This window comes from Leptolyngbya boryana PCC 6306 (assembly GCF_000353285.1).
In the GTDB taxonomy this organism is placed as follows: domain Bacteria; phylum Cyanobacteriota; class Cyanobacteriia; order Leptolyngbyales; family Leptolyngbyaceae; genus Leptolyngbya; species Leptolyngbya boryana.
Window position 1 is genome coordinate 3,076,357 of sequence record NZ_KB731324.1, and the last position, 15,828, is coordinate 3,092,184.

Genomic DNA, 15,828 nt, shown 5'->3' on the forward strand with positions numbered 1-15,828 from the left:
ATCTCTATCTATGAGTGTCATATTCTTCCTCCTAAAGGAGGAGAAAGACGATGGCAACTCGGGCAGCGCTTTTAAAGTTGCGTAGAGCAATAAACTTAACCACACTACGGCAGTTTTTCCAAAGCGGTTTAGAGCAAGAAACAACTCGAGTCAGGCACTACGGTCTTGCGCTGCTGGTCATTGCAGTTGCTTTAGGCATGACCTTGTCCTTCGCCTCCCTATTGCAAAACACACCGACTGCACTATTTTACCTGGCAGTCATGATCAGTTCCTGGTTTGGAGGCTTTGGACCTGGCTTGTTTGCAACGCTATTGTCCACGATTTTTCTCAACTATTTTTTTCTAGAACCCTACCATTCGTTCAGTGCTATCGATCTTAAAACGGTGGTTCAGTCTGGCGTATTTGCAATCGCGTCAATTTTGATCAGTTACTTGAATGAATCTCGCCTGAATGCAAACCGTCGAGCTAAGGCTAACTTCAAAGCTTGGCGCAATAGTGAATCTCAATGGACTCACATTACGAAGTCGAATATTATCGGCATCTTTTCAGCCAATTTTCAGGGTTCGATGACCGATGCCAACGATGCCTTTTTGAAAATGATCGGCTATACCCGAGAAGATCTCCTCGCTGGAAGAATCCGGTGGGATACGATGACCCCGCCAGAATATCAGCAGGTGAGTCAGCGATCGCAGCATGAACTTCGCACGGTTGGGTTTTGTAAACCGTTTGAAAAAGAATACATTCGCAAAGATGGGTCGCGGGTGCCGATTTTGCTCGGCTCGGTGCTGCGTGACGATCGAACTGTCATCGGCTTTGTGCTGGATCGCAGCGAAGCAAAACGCAACGAAGCAGAACGCCAGCAGGCAGAAGCCGCATTGCGCCAAAGTGAGGAAAGGCTACGCTTGGCGATGGAAGGCGCACAAATGGGCACTTGGGATGTGGATCTGATCACCGGAAAAGCCCTATGGTCAGACCGACATTTCCTGATGCTGGGGTATGAACCAACCCCGACAGGCGAAGCGTCCGAAAAGATGTGGTATGACCGAATTCATCCAGACGATCGCGAACTGGTGGCGTTGGAATGGCAACAGTCTCGCCAAGAGCATCGAAACTACTGCGCCGAGTGTCGCATGATCCGAGCAGATACTCAGCAGATTGCTTGGGTATCTGGACTCGGTAGTTTTGTTTACAACTCAGATGGAACAGCAATTCGATCGATTGGAGTCTTGTTTGATATCACCGAACGCAAGCGGGATGAGGAGGCTTTACGACGGAGTGAAGAACGGTTCCGCATCAGTCAAGAACTCTCGCTAGATGCCTTTACGCTGCTCGATAGTGTACGGGATGAAACCGGGAGGATCATCGATTTTATTTGGACTTATGCCAACCCCAAAGCTGCCGAAATTCTCCAGCACCCTGTCGAAGACTTGATTGGTCAACGACTCCTAGAAGTGCTTCCCGGCAATCAAATCAACAGCGAATTGTTTGAACGTTATGTGCGTGTGGTGGAAACAGGCGAACCCCATGATATCGAACTGTCTTATGTAGCTGACGGCATCACCGGATGGTTTCGCAATATGACGGTGAAATTAAGAGATGGGGTTGCCATTTCGTTTGGTGATATTACCCAACGCAAGCAAGCAGAAATTGACCTGCGGGAGAGTGAGGAGCGCTTACGCTTGGCGTTAACTGCTGCCAATCAGGGATTGTATGATCTGAACGTGCAAACCGGTGAAGCGATCGTCAATGCAGAATATGCGCGGATGCTCGGATATGAGCTAGATGAATTTCAAGAAACCAATGCCAAATGGCGCGATCGCTTACATCCCGATGATCTCGCTGTCACCGCTCAGGCTTATGAAGATTATATTGCCAACAAGCGGAATCTCTATCGGGTGGAGTTCAGACAACGCACGAAATCGGGCGATTGGAAATGGATTTTATCGATCGGTAAGATCGTCGCGTGGGACGATCAGGGGCAGCCGTTGCGGATGCTAGGAATCCATACCGACATGACCGATGCCAAAGAGCGTGAAGCGGAACGCAGTCGGGTGGAAGTCACATTGCGCGAACGAAAACAACGGCTTGACTTGGCAACCAAGGCAGCAAACTTAGGGGTGTTTGAATGGAACATCCAAACTGATCAAGCCGTTTGGGAAAACTCCCGAATGTACGAGATTTTCGGGCGAACTTTAGCCGATGGCGCACTCAGCAAAACGGAGTTAATCAACACTGCCGTTCATCCCGACGATCGAGAGTCGCTTGAATTGAAGTTAACGGAAAGCATGGTGCAGGGCAGTGCCTATCAGGCAGTTTACCGCATCTGTCGGCACGATAATGGTCAGTGGCGCTGGATCGAGGCTAATGGGCAAGTCGAGTTTGCAGCCGATGGTATGCCCCTTCGTTTGGTTGGGATATTGAATGATATTACCGATCGTAAGCACGCAGAACAAGATTTACAGACTGCGGAGGAGCGGTTGCGCCTCGCGCTCAATGCTGCACGAATGGTGGTTTGGGATTGGGATTTGCTTGCAAATCGAGTAGTTTGTTCCGAGAATTCTGAGGAAGTTTGGGGCACACAAATTGGCACTGTGGATGATTTCCTTACTGCAATCCATCCCGACGATCGTGCCCCTGTGGCACAAGCGATTGGAGACGCGCAGCAGGAAGGAATGTTCCAGTGTGAGTATCGAGTGATTGCCCCTGATCAAACGGTGCGCTGGTTGCACAGCCGAGGGCGCACCTATTTCAATGCGCAGGGACAAGCAGAACGAATGATTGGAGTGTCTCTGGATGTAAGTAAACGAGTGCAAATCGAAGCGGAGCGAGACTTACTGCTCCGGCAGGAACAAGCTGCCCGTGGAGAAGCTGAACGAGCCAACCGCATCAAAGATGAATTTTTAGCGGTTTTGTCTCACGAACTGCGATCGCCGCTTAATCCGATTCTCGGTTGGACAAAACTGCTACAAAGCCAGAAATTTAGCCCGGAAAGAGCGGCTCAGGCACTTGCCACGATAGAACGCAATGCCAAGCTGCAAGCCCAACTCATTGAAGATTTGCTTGATGTCTCGCGAATTTTACAGGGCAAGATGGCGGTCAATGTTAGTTCTGTGAATTTGGCAACGACGATCAAGGCAGCGATCGAAACCGTTCGCCTCGCTGCAGAAGCGAAAAATATTCAAATTCACGCCACTCTCGATGACGATGGAAGTCATGAAAATATTGTTGCCGGAGATGCGGCTCGGCTTCAGCAAATCGTTTGGAACCTTTTGACCAATGCAGTCAAGTTTACGCCGCAGGCTGGACGGATTGAAGTACGCCTCGATCGCCGCGATGGGTTTGCTCAAATTCAAGTGCAGGATACGGGCAAGGGTATCAGCCCCGATTTTCTCCCTTATGTGTTCGACTATTTTCGGCAGGAGGATGGAGCGACGACCCGAAAATTTGGCGGTCTGGGATTAGGACTCGCGCTTGTGCAACATTTAACCGAACAGCATGGCGGAACAGTCAGCGCAGAAAGTGCTGGAGACGGACAGGGAGCTACGTTCACGATTCGCTTGCCGTTGCAAACGCTGCCTTGCGAAACCGCCTCAGAGCCACCGCCCACGACCTCAACGGCTGACCTACGCGATTTGAAGATTCTGGTCGTCGATGACGAAGCGGATATGTGCAACTTGATGGAGACGATTTTGGAAACCTATGGCATAGAGGTTAAAGTTGCTGCCTCCGGAATGGCAGCGTTAACGATTCTGGAACAATGGAAGCCAGATTTACTCATTAGTGATATTGGGATGCCGGAGATGGATGGCTATATGTTGATGCGCCAGATCCGACGCTTGGAGGCTGTGCAACGCGAATCTTTGTCAGCAGAACACCCTGGAAGCAATCGTGCGATCGCAAAACAAGCTAACCTGCCCGCGATCGCACTGACTGCTTATGCTGGAGAATTCAATCAACACCAAGCATTCAATGCCGGATTCCAACAACATCTTGCCAAACCGATAGAGCCAGAGCGATTAGTGAATGCGATCGCATCCCTGGTTAAAACTCGCCAGAATTGCTCCTGACCTAGTGGAAGCCAGCACTATCACATCAGAAATCTGACGACTCGCTGGCTGTGAAATTATCGAGTAGACCTTGAGGGTATCGAATTTCTGTCTGCGTTCATCTCGAACTCATTGATTCGCCGTTATCGACCAAAACAGTAACAGCCGCCGCGCTTGATTTTGCTCGCTCTCTAGCTTGCTCCACCGTATTGCCGAGCGCCAAAGCAACTCCCATCCGACGATTCCGATAAGCCCGAGGCTTGCCAAACAGACGAACTTTACTCGTCGGGATCTGCAATGCTTCACTGATTCCCGTAAATCGAGGATTGTCGCCTGCCACATCGGCGAGAATCACAGCCGAGGCTCCGGGTTGGATGAGGGTAATTTCATCGATCGGAAGCCCAGTGATTGCCCGCACATGCAACTCAAATTCAGACATATTCTGACTAATCAGCGTCACCATTCCAGTATCGTGAGGACGAGGACTCACTTCACTGAAGTAAACCGTTTGCTCGGTGTCGCTAGCTCCCTGAATAAAGAGTTCAACGCCAAAGAGACCCCATCCTCCAAGCGCTGTCGTAATCTTTTCCGCAATCTCTTGGCACCGTTCTAGCGTCTGGGGATGCAGAGCGCAGGGTTGCCAGGATTCTCGATAGTCGCCACTGACTTGAATATGTCCAATGGGTGGACAAAAGTGTGTCCCCGAAGCAGAGCGAACTGTTAGTAAAGTAATCTCAGTGTCAAAGGAGATAAATCCTTCAATAATCACGCGCCCGCCTTTGGTGCGTCCCCCAGCTTGGGCATATTCCCAGGCAGGGTTTACGTCTGCCTCAGTACGAACGGTACTCTGACCTTTTCCAGAGGAACTCATGACAGGTTTGACGACACAGGGGAATCCCACCTCTGCGATCGCTTGCTGATATTCCGCTTCTGTCTCAGCAAAACGGTAGGGTGAGGTTTTCAGTCCTAACTCTTCGGCAGCGAGCCGTCGAATTCCCTCTCGATTCATCGTCAGCTGAGTTGCCTTTGCGGTGGGAATGACTTTCCAGCCTTCCTGTTCCAGTTCAACCAGGGTAGCCGTCGCGATCGCTTCGACTTCCGGCACAATCAGTCCCGGTTTTTCCTGCTCCACAATTTGCCGCACTTGTGCTCCATCCAGCATATTGATCACATGCGATCGATGGGCGACCTGCATTGCAGGTGCATTCGCATAGCTATCAACTGCAATGATTTCCAAGCCCAGACGCATCGCTTCAATAGCAACTTCTTTGCCCAGTTCGCCAGAGCCAAGTAAGAGAAGCCGTTGAGCAGTGGAAGTCAGGGACGTACCCCAGAGTGTCAGATCAACCATGATGAAAAACGAAAGAAGGTTTAATTTCCTTTCATTATCTGATGTAGAGGAGGGAAGTTAACTTTCAGATCACTCGCATCAGAATGCTTAAGATCCCGGATGAGTTTTATAGAAGCAGCAAAAAATAGAGAGCAATTAAGATGTGAGATGGAACTCACCTATCCGTATGAGGAGCGAGCCGATGACAGCTACCGACGATATGATTCCGAAGCAGTTCTATCATGGCACACGAGCTAACCTGAAGCCGGGAGACCTAATCGAACCGGGCTACAACTCAAACTACGGTCAGAGGAAGAAGGCGAGCTACGTTTACTTGACTGCCACTCTAGATGCAGCCATTTGGGGAGCAGAACTGGCAGTTGGCGAAGCGCCCGGTAGAATTTACATCGTGGAACCAACTGGCTCAATTATGGATGATCCCAATCTGACAGACAAAAAATACCCAGGAAATCCCACGAAATCCTACCGCTCACGGGAGCCACTGCGGGTGACGGGCGAGGTTACAGATTGGCAGGGGCACTCTCCCGAAGCGCTCAAGACCATGAAAGACAACCTTGAGCGACTGAAACAACTTGGGATTGAGGCGATCGACGACTGACACGGATGTACATCCGATGAATGATTTCACTTAACCGGATGTCATCAACTGCTGCAAGACGCGATCGAGATCCGAAGTCATCGGTAGCTGCAAGCGAAATAAATCTTCTAGCACATGATGAAACTCGGTCACATCTTTCAAGATCCGCCGCTCGGTTTGCCCATTGAGATAATGAGTTGTGAGTTGATTGTTCAGCAAGCTGTAGCGACAATCGGTATCTGGGCGGGCTGCCATTAACCCTGTGACAAACCGCGAGTTTGGATGAGTGGAAACATACCAGTTGCTCACTTCGTAATCTGACAAGTATTGTTCTTGTAAATCAAATCGATACAATGGTTTCCACTCGCCATTCAACTTGGCTTGCAGGATGTAAGTCTGCTCAGTAGCAATGACCCGAAATGGCTCGTGTGGCGTTTTTTGCTCAATGTCTGGTGTGAGTGACAGTGGAGCAGTCTGAGTGATGCCACCAAACCCCACATCTGCTAGATAGGGCTTGCCGTCAATTTCGACGTGCAGCAGCATATGACTGCGGGGCATGATTGTGCCTTCTGGAAGATTCCATAGCACTCGTGCTGCTAAGTTCTTCACCTGAAAGCCCAGAGCAATCAGCACCGATCGCAGTAATAAGTTCTGCTCAAAACAATAGCCACCCCGTCGATCGTGAATCAGCTTTTTCTCTAAGGATTTGAGATCTAAAAGAACAGGTTGCTTGAGCAAGGGAGTCAGGTTCTCAAATGCGATCGTTGTTGCATGATGCAAGTGAATCGCCTGCAATGTCTCAAGCGTGGGAGATGCGCTGCCTCCATAACCGATTCGCTGGAAATAGGCATCTAGATTAATGGTTTCTGACAAAGATTCCACTTTCGTATCCTACAACTGACACCAGTTCTATCATGTCATAGCTCTAGCAAATGGGAGTGATTCCTGAAACAACAGTTAGACCCTGACTCACGCAGACATTACTAACATAGCCGTAGTTATGCTGTACCTTTTGTTGTTGACGCTCATCGCTATTCAGACTGCAGAACCGGATATTGATCAAATCGCTGCATCAATTCTAGAAGTTCTTCTTGGCTGGGTTGTCGTCCATCTTTGGTTAATTCTGCCAAACCCTCAAAATATTGTTCACGAGAATCAGCAGGACAAAACAAGATTAATAGCGTTGCCTGAGTCTGACCCACGTTAGCGAATCCATGCGGTGTATTTTCAGGGACGAGGATAAAAGCTTTGGGTTCAGCAATGATATGACGTTCACCTACAAGCAGTTCGACTTCACCTTCCACAACGTAAAACATCTCAGTCAGTTCTTTGTGAATATGCGGACTGGCTCCATTCGCTCCCGCTTCCATCACAAACTCGAACAGTCCAAAATGCCCATGCGTTTCTTGCCCAGTCGCTTTAAATGTACAGGTGCTAGTGCGAATTTGGACAGAGCGCCCTTCTCCAGGTTGCAGAATTAATGGAAGTGACATCAGTTTCTCCGAGAACTAGGGTTGGAAGATAACCACGATCGCGATGCAAGCGAAGTCGTCTCCTTTATTGTTTCTCGCTTGGGGTGTTTTAGGGTCAACAGACGATGCAACACTGACTCAACGATTGCGGTACTTTTGACTTTGTGATTTCATTTAGCCGACTCTAATTTTGATTTTATCGAAGCTTTTGGAATCCTGTGCTTTCACATTGAAGTTTTAATTCCTCTATTTGATGCAAGAAGCTATGACACGCTGTTACCCGTTTCAAAAATGGATACTAAGCTCAGTTGTATTGAGTTTAATCGCCGGAACAACAATCGCTTGCGAAACAAAATCACCCACAATTGAAAACTCTCCTGAAAACTCTCCGACACCTGCTGCACAGGTTGCTTCAGCAGGTGTTTATCGCAACGATCGGTTAGGATTCGAGTTTCGCTATCCTGAAAAGAATTTTGTTGTTGACCCACAAACCAAAGTTCCACCCACTGAAGAATTGACGATCGCGACAATTGAAATCTGGACTCAGCAACAGTATCAAAAACTCAAAGCGGGTGCTTATGAAGGTGGAACAGAATACCCTGCAAATGTCCAAGTCGCAGTTTATCAGAATCCAAAACAGCTAGACTTGCAAAATTGGGTAGCGCAAAACAATCGATTCTCAGCCCCGAAACAATTCAAACCGACGACGATCGCAGGACGATCAGGAATTGCTTTTCAGTCGAGTGGGCTGTATGAACATGAGCATATTGCCTTTCGATCGGCAGATCGTGAGATTACTCTGATCACATTGGCTAAAATAGGCGACAGCAATAATGATTCAGCTTACCAAACGGCATTTGATCAAATCATCCGCTCATTTAAGAAGATTTAGCATTTTGCTCTGGTAGGTTTACTTCTCAAGAAGAACTCAAATGAGTTCTTTAAAAGCAAAGTCCGCCTGACACGGACTCGCCTGCTATTGGGATTTGATTTGGAAGCACAGGTCGGTTTATTGCTTTGGCTTGGTTTGTCGATCGCTGAGCAATTGAATTGCAAAAATCGAGATCGCAATCAGCCCAAACGAGAATAGTGTAGTAAGTGTTCCCAGTGCATAGAGTGCCGGGGAGGTCACATTTGTGGTCATCCCAAAGATTTCGAGCGGGAGCGTATTCGTTTCTCCAGAGATCAGCGAAGTTCGAGTAAATTCATCATAGGACAGAGTAAATCCAAGGAGTCCAACCCCGATCACGCTTGAAGCAATCAATGGGAAAACGACTTGCCAAAAAGTAGTCATCTCACTTGCACCCAGATCACGTGCCGCTTCTTCGTAAGCTGGGTTAAATCGCCCAAAGATTCCTAACATAATCAAGAAAGCAAACGGTAAACTCCAAGTGAGATGTCCCCCTAATGCAGAGGTGTACCAGTCGTTGCTTAAATCTAGCAAGCTAAAGACAATGCCAATTCCGAGTGAGATGAGAATGCTCGGAACAATTAAGCTAGAGATTGCTAAATAAAACAGTGCCGTTGAGCCTTTGAAGCGATCGCGAAATGCCAGTCCCGACATCACGCTAATCGTGACCGTGATGATTGAAACGAGCAAGCCCAAAAAGAGCGATCGCCAAAATGCATCGACAAAGTTTCCGACTCGTTGTTGCTGAAACACTTGTCCTAACCAATAAAAGCTAAACCCTTTCATGGGGAAGGTGAGTGAGCCTTCAGGACCTTGAAGCGAGAGTATAAAGACGGCGAACATTGAACCATAAAGGAACAACACAAATAGTCCAAAAAATCCAGCCAGAAGATAGTATGAGAATGGTTTTTTAGCAGTTTGCATCACTAAAGCTCCTTACGAATATCGACAACGCGCAGAATGGCAAAGACGAGCATCAGAGTCACGATGAGCAATACGACTGCATTCGCTGCTGCTAATGGATATTGCAAACTTCCAATCTGGTTTTTGATCAGATTCCCAACGGATGCAACCTGTCCACCTCCCATCAATCGCACGGTTGCAAATTCTCCCATCACCAAGGTGACGATGAAAATTGTCCCGATCGCAATTCCCGGTGCACTCAACGGCAAAATAATTTCTTTCTGAATTTGAAACGGCGACGCGCCTAAATCTTCTGCCGCAGCAACGAGCGATCGATCAATTCGCATCATGCTATTAAACACAGGCGCAACCATAAACAGAGCATAGAGATGTACCATTGCTAGTACGACTGAGAAGTCTGAGAACAGAAGCTTTTCAAGCGGTTGATCAATCACATGTAAGGCAAGAAGAGACTTGTTGACCAGTCCTTCTCTTCCAAGGAAAGGAATCCACGAAATCATCCGAATAATGTTCGAGGTGAGAAACGGAACTGTACACACCAAAAACCAAATCGTTTGCCATTTGGTGCTTTTAATGTGAAATGACAGAAAATAAGCAACGGGATAGCAAATCAGCAGACAAATCGCCCACACCAATGCCGCAAACTTAAATGTGTTCAGATAAGTTGCGATCGTCGTACTTGAGAAAATGCTGAGATAGTTACTTAACGTAAAAGCTGGAGTCATGGCGTAGCCGTTGAACTCCCAAAAACTAACAATCACGATCGCCGCGATCGGCAACACCAGAAATGCCAGCAATACCAGCGTTTGAGGGGCTGCTAATAAATAAGGGCGAGTTGTATTCCAAGTTCGCATCAGTGAGCCTCTATGTAACAACAAGCTTAAATAAGCAATCAGAATATTTTTAAGAAATAGAGGCAATCCTAGCGATGATTGCAGTCTTGCCTCTAAAGTCATGGTGTGAGAGAAACGATTAGAAATTGAAGGTTGTCCGCAGAACTCCTAGATAAACAGTGTCGTTGGCGCTGTTGTGTTCTGGATTGGTAATCACAATTAGTCCCGGTGTGATGCCAATCTTGTCGTTCAGCATATATCGATAGAACGCTTCAATTTGAATTGAGGTATTCGGATCTCGGAAGCCTTGCACATCATTCGAGGTTGCTTTGGACGGCATCCCCACAATCAAGCCTCCTAAATTCCCCTTCTTACCCAAATCCGGGAACGCTAGTGCCACTGCCCACGCTTGAATGGTTGCATCGGCTCCATCTGTCACGCCACTTTTGGAGCTTGCATTTGCCCGATAGTACCAGCCATTGATGCTGAACGTTGGACTAAACCGATACTCTGCTTGAACCCCAAAACCATTCGTCACTACCGGAGTCGCTCCAAATGGGAAAGCAGCATTTTTACTGCCAAAGAATCCCCCTGGAGGCGCATTCCCTGTACCGTCGTCGTAAGCATTCAGATAAGTTAGCGCGATCGCAAATTTATCATTGGGTCGGAAGGTGACTTGACCCAGTGCGCCATAGGGTCCGTTGAACAATCCACCTCCGCTCGAAGGATTGTTTGCAGTCGGATTTCCTGCTAAGTAACCCCCTCCAATGTTGATCGTGTCAGTGATGTTGTAATTGAAGCCGACTCCGGTTACGCCACTGGGGAAGTAGATTGGACTCCGCAAGCTAAACCCAGTCAGAACCGTATCATAGTCTCCGTCGAGCGGGTGTAATGTCGGAACAAATAAATCTAAGAATCCAAATGCTTCGATGAATGCTGTTCCACGATCGCCTAAGGGAAACCGATACTCAAGCTGGTTAATCACAACCTGATTGCCTCGGGTTTCCTGAAAGGATAGCTTTGCAGAATCGGTTCCGGTTGCAAGAGCAAGATTCGGTGTATTTCCGGCTTGTAGACGGGTGATGAGCTTATCTCGTCCGGTAAAGCTGGTCGTCAGCACCAGTCGAACGCGATTGGAAAAGATGATATTGTCATCGATCGGCACACGCGGTTGCGCGGGAACAACTCCGGGTGCGCCTGCTTGTCCAGGCGGATTCGGTGAAAGTCCTGCACTCGAACTCACCGCTTTATCTGATCCAAATGCACCAGCAACCCCAAAGACTACATTTCCAATCAATTTTGTCGTCGTTGAGAATTGCTGTTTCTCAAGCGTTGAGGTTCGCGCTTCCAATGAATCTACGCGACCTCGGAGCGTTGCAAGTTCAGCCGCAAATTGTTCTTGCAGCTTTTGCAGTGTTGCAAGGTCTTCTTTCTTGACTAAGTCGGCAGTTGAAGCCGCAATCAGTTCATTGACGCGATCGAGACAAGCATTCAGACCTGCTGCAAATTCATAGCGCGTGAGTGCACGATTGCCGCGATAGGTACGGTCGGGATACCCTGCAATACAGCCATATCGCTCAACAAGGGATTGCAAGGCTTGAAACGCCCAATCGGTAGGTCTGACATCGGAAAGCTGTGAAACCGATGTGACTTGCCCGAAACTCTGATTCGTAGAGTCAGCTAAATCGCTGACTTTCGTGAGATCTTTGGTGAGATCTTTCGTAAGATTTTCGCTTTGGACAGCCTGAGAACCTTCTTGGGCTGTTGCAATTTGATTGAGTAATGCGATCGAGAAAAAGACAGCAAAACCCTGTCCCAGCCCATGTCTGAGAAAATTAAACATCAATAAAACTCCTCACAGAATCAATAATGCTCAATCGCCAAGTGTAATCAAACGCTGATTAGACCTCGCGAATTAGAACAACTTAAGCAGCGACAAACTCATTCCACTTCTGCACCAGATAAGTCTGCTCTTTCATGACTGAATTCCAGCAAACAATGTTAGAGAAGCGATCTTTGAATGAGCCACCGTCGCGAATTGCACCTTTTGAGTCGATCTTTTTGCCGAACGGATCAACAATGTCGATCGCAGCAGGTTTACCTTCATACCAATAGTCCCACTCCTCTGCTTTCATAAATTTCCGCGCAGTTTCAGGAGCAGCACTGTAGTAACCTTGACGACCCAAGAACGCACCCACCCAGCCATCGAGCATCCAGTTCAGGTACTCGTAAGCCGCATCGAGCGCGATGCCGGATAGATTGCGAGACAACCCGATTCCGCCACCCCAACCGCGATAGCCTTCTTTCAACGGCGCATAAGTACACTGAATCCCTTTCGCTTTCACGGCTGTAACCGCAGGCGACCACATTGATTGCAGGGCAACTTCTCCTGAAGACATCAAATTCACCGATTCATCGAACGTCTTCCAGAACGCGCGAAACTGTCCGTCTTTCTTCAGCTTCACGAGCATCTGGGCAACCTTATCGAGTTCCTCTTTGGTCATGTTGCCTTTATCGCCAAACTTCATCATGCCAGCAGCTTCGAGTACCATTGCTGCATCCATAATCCCGATCGAGGGAATGTCTAACAGCGCCGTTTTGCCCTTAAACTTGCTATCGAGTAGTTCTGCCCAAGATTCGATCTTCTTGCCCGTGAGATCAGGACGGTAGCCAAGCGTATCTGCATTGTATTGGAATGGAATCAGAGTTGCCCAATCTGTTGGAGTCGTTGAAAATTCCTTGGAGTCCTTGTCTTTGACATACATGACCTTAAATGGTGCAGTTCCTTGAGAGTCATTCACGCGTGAACTGCTATCGAACTTGCCCGTTGTGAAGTAAGGCACAATCTTATCCCAGTTCTTGATGCGCTTCACTTCGATCGGCTGTAAGTTTCCAGACGGAAACACCAAAGGGAGACTGAAATACTCACCGTCGAACATATCATACTGTTTCGGCTGAGTAATCGCGATTTGGTTGTTTTCCTCAGTGCTGAGCGCACGTAATTGCAGCTTGAATCCTAACTCTTGCTCTGCTTTTTCCTTGATGTCGTTGATTTGGGCTGCACCTGTTCCAATCATGCGCAGCGTTACATCTTTGATCGAATTGGTAATGACAGTAGGACCGCTACTTGCTGATTGCCTTTTACAGCTTGTGGCTGCAAGCAATGCACCTGCTGCTAATCCTGAACGAATTACAGTTCGCCGACTCATCTTCGTCATAGTTGATAGCACTCAAATTGTAAATGTTGAAAAAAGTAAGCTTAAGGTCGAAAAGCTAGGAGGCACACAGTGTTAATGAGCCAGAAACACACAGTTTTCGGCTGACCAACGGAGCGTGACCAGTTGCCCCTCTGCGTATGTCTCATTGTTCCAATCTTCAGTTCGGACTTTGTAAAGCAATTCCTGTCCCGTTGCTTCTGCCATCAATGAAATGCGCGTGACGTATCCAGTCATCTCGATTCCAGTGATTCGGGCTGAAACTCGGTTTGCGTAAGGAGTTGGAGCAGATGAGGTGGAGGATTCGATCGACATTAAATCCGGACGCACTGAGCAAGCTGCCATCTGTCCTGGTTGGACGCAATAGCCTTTTGCCATCAATGATCCCAGTCCTTCGATTTCCAGTTCCACGAGATCCGTACCGTCGGTGTCCGGAGCACATTGAATGACTTTGCCCGTAAAGATGTTATTGTCGCCCATGAACTTTGCGACAAACTGTGAGGCAGGAGTGCTAAAGATCTCTTGCGGTGCTGCGACTTGATCGAGTTTTCCGTGGTTCATTACGACCACGCTATCTGAAAGCGCAAATGCTTCTTCAACATGGTGCGTCACTTGAATAAAAGTGAGTCCGAACTGCTTTTGAATGTTACGCAACTCGGTTCGCATCTTCACGCGCAGGTTTTCATCGAGCGCGCTCAGCGGCTCATCTAACATCAAGACTTGGGGACGAGTTACTAAGGCTCGAGCCAGTGCAATTCGCTGTTGTTGACCGCCGCTGAGTTGAGTCGGTTTACGATCGCTAGTATGACTCAGCCCGACCATTTCTAAGATTTCTCCGACTCGCGCTCGTCGCTCTGCTTCAGGAACATTCTGCATTTTTAGCCCAAAGTCCACATTCTGCCAAATGGTCTTATGTGGAAACAGCGCATAGCTTTGGAACATCATTGACGTACTGCGTTTTGCCGCAGGAATGTCGTTGACTCGTCGATCGCCAATAAAAATCTCGCCGCTCGAAATCTCCTCGTGACCTGCAATCATGCGAAGTACCGTAGTTTTGCCGCAGCCACTTGGTCCGAGCAAACAGCAATACTTTCCAGCAGGAATGTCCAGTGTAATGTTTTCGACAGCAGTAACACTGCCATACTTTTTCGTGACGTTGCGAAGCCCGACACCTGCGGCAACACTCGCTAACGCTTGTTGAATACCATTTCCAGTCAGTTGAGTGGCGTTCTGTGCCCCGGAGACACGCCCAGAGTTCACGGTCATGATTTTCCCCTGTGTCGGTGGTGTGAATTGCGATATTTTCAGCGGGTTAGTTCGGCAAATTAGCTCAATCGTGAAAGCTCAGTCAGTTCTGCTCAGAATTGCAAGACATTGCATCGAATCTGTTCTACAACCCATGCAAACTGATAAGTTGCAAAAATTGTATACGATTCTTGTAACCAATTTGCTGATGCAAAAAAGTGTTGACGGATACGCTTGAATCGATTTTTTTGGCTTTTTCGCTACAATTTTCAATTAACTTTAGATTCTCCGATCTTGAACTGGGATAGGGATCAAGACCTTAATAAAGCGTCAAGAAAGCGCAGATTTTTCAAAAGTTGTATACACTTATTGAGGACTTATGCGGTTGGCGTGTTACAACTGGATGAAATAGTATTAAAAATCGCAATGGTGCAAAATACTCTTCTACGTCCGCAGAGCTTGTAGATTGGAGTTTAGAACGATTCACTTCTCGATTGAAGCATCCCACAATTGTACATTTCTGCTCTGAAAACTTCTTATGCGTACTGCTCCATTGCCCGCTGGCTCCAAACCCAAGCCGACCGAAGAACTAATCTACACTGAGCTTTTCGACTCGATTTTAGAGCGCCGCTTGCCACCGGATACCAAGCTGGGAGAAAACCTCTTGGCAGAGCATTACGGTGTGAGCCGCACCATTATTCGGCAAGTTTTGATGCGGTTGGCACATGATCAGTTAGTCAAGTTGGAGCCGCATCGTGGGGCATTTGTAGCGAGTTTGACACTCGATCAGGCAAAACAAATTTATGAAGCTTGGCGACTGACTGAAGCGGCGATCGTTCGTGATGTGACCCGCAACATTACCCGTAAACAGGTCGCTGCACTTCGATCGCTGGTGAAAGAAGAACGCCTCGCATGTGAACAGAGAGATGTGCCGCGATTAAGTCGATTGTCTGCTCAGTTTCACATCCAACTTGCAGATCTTTGCCAAAACAAGTATCTCGCTCGCTTTCTCAAAGAACTGATCCCGCAAACTTCCCTGGCATTTTTTTACGAAGTCCAGGGTATGCCGATCTGCACCAAAGATGAGCACAGCGAGATTTTAGATCAGATTGCATCAGGGGATGAAGAAGCGGCTGTTCATGCTGCGATGCGTCATCTCGACGGAATTGAATCAGCACTGAATGCGCGGGCATCGCTGAATGGCAATGCGAGTCTCGTCGATCTTTTGAAATCACGATCGCCCTCTCTACGCTGA

The 15,828-nt window shown here is 47.9% G+C and carries 12 protein-coding genes; 4 read left to right on the forward strand and 8 right to left on the reverse strand.

Annotated elements, in window-relative coordinates; genetic code table 11:
• The first annotated feature begins 50 nt into the window (after positions 1–50).
• The gene (locus tag LEPBO_RS41760; RefSeq protein ID WP_017288467.1) at positions 51–4,067 is read left to right on the forward strand and encodes a hybrid sensor histidine kinase/response regulator; all 4,017 of its coding nucleotides are present in this window, start codon (positions 51–53) and stop codon (positions 4,065–4,067) included.
• Between the two features lie 97 nt (positions 4,068–4,164).
• Here the strand turns inward: LEPBO_RS41760 and purT are convergent, their stop codons facing one another.
• Positions 4,165–5,397: a formate-dependent phosphoribosylglycinamide formyltransferase gene (gene purT, locus LEPBO_RS0115475; RefSeq protein ID WP_017288468.1), complete on the reverse strand. Its 1,233-nt coding sequence runs from the start codon at positions 5,395–5,397 to the stop codon at positions 4,165–4,167.
• A gap of 181 nt (positions 5,398–5,578) precedes the next feature.
• On the opposite strand from purT, the gene arr reads away from it, so the two are divergent.
• Positions 5,579–5,995: an NAD(+)--rifampin ADP-ribosyltransferase gene (gene arr / locus LEPBO_RS0115480; RefSeq protein ID WP_026148669.1), complete on the forward strand. Its 417-nt coding sequence runs from the start codon at positions 5,579–5,581 to the stop codon at positions 5,993–5,995.
• A gap of 30 nt (positions 5,996–6,025) precedes the next feature.
• Here the strand turns inward: arr and LEPBO_RS0115485 are convergent, their stop codons facing one another.
• Both LEPBO_RS0115485 and LEPBO_RS0115490 read right to left on the reverse strand, forming a co-directional pair.
• A complete protein-coding gene (locus LEPBO_RS0115485) occupies positions 6,026–6,856 on the reverse strand; it encodes an arylamine N-acetyltransferase family protein (RefSeq protein ID WP_017288470.1) in 831 nt (276 codons plus the stop codon).
• Between the two features lie 149 nt (positions 6,857–7,005).
• The gene (locus tag LEPBO_RS0115490) at positions 7,006–7,467 is read right to left on the reverse strand and encodes a cupin domain-containing protein (protein WP_017288471.1); all 462 of its coding nucleotides are present in this window, start codon (positions 7,465–7,467) and stop codon (positions 7,006–7,008) included.
• 244 nt (positions 7,468–7,711) lie between these two features.
• On the opposite strand from LEPBO_RS0115490, the gene LEPBO_RS0115495 reads away from it, so the two are divergent.
• On the forward strand, positions 7,712–8,338 hold the full coding sequence (locus tag LEPBO_RS0115495; RefSeq protein WP_026148670.1) for a hypothetical protein: 627 nt from the start codon (positions 7,712–7,714) through the stop codon (positions 8,336–8,338).
• 117 nt (positions 8,339–8,455) lie between these two features.
• Here the strand turns inward: LEPBO_RS0115495 and LEPBO_RS0115500 are convergent, their stop codons facing one another.
• From LEPBO_RS0115500 to LEPBO_RS0115520, 5 genes are all read right to left on the reverse strand, one after another.
• The gene (locus LEPBO_RS0115500) at positions 8,456–9,280 is read right to left on the reverse strand and encodes an ABC transporter permease (RefSeq protein WP_017288473.1); all 825 of its coding nucleotides are present in this window, start codon (positions 9,278–9,280) and stop codon (positions 8,456–8,458) included.
• Positions 9,281–9,282: 2 nt separating this feature from the next.
• On the reverse strand, positions 9,283–10,134 hold the full coding sequence (locus tag LEPBO_RS0115505) for an ABC transporter permease (protein ID WP_036045960.1): 852 nt from the start codon (positions 10,132–10,134) through the stop codon (positions 9,283–9,285).
• 118 nt (positions 10,135–10,252) lie between these two features.
• The gene (locus tag LEPBO_RS0115510) at positions 10,253–11,956 is read right to left on the reverse strand and encodes an iron uptake porin (RefSeq protein WP_017288475.1); all 1,704 of its coding nucleotides are present in this window, start codon (positions 11,954–11,956) and stop codon (positions 10,253–10,255) included.
• 82 nt (positions 11,957–12,038) lie between these two features.
• Complete coding sequence (locus LEPBO_RS0115515) at positions 12,039–13,331, reverse strand: ABC transporter substrate-binding protein (protein ID WP_017288476.1); 1,293 nt, start codon at positions 13,329–13,331, stop codon at positions 12,039–12,041.
• Positions 13,332–13,403: 72 nt separating this feature from the next.
• Complete coding sequence (locus tag LEPBO_RS0115520) at positions 13,404–14,594, reverse strand: ABC transporter ATP-binding protein (protein ID WP_017288477.1); 1,191 nt, start codon at positions 14,592–14,594, stop codon at positions 13,404–13,406.
• Positions 14,595–15,111: 517 nt separating this feature from the next.
• Here LEPBO_RS0115520 and LEPBO_RS0115530 point away from each other — a divergent pair.
• A complete protein-coding gene (locus LEPBO_RS0115530; RefSeq protein WP_017288479.1) occupies positions 15,112–15,828 on the forward strand; it encodes a GntR family transcriptional regulator in 717 nt (238 codons plus the stop codon).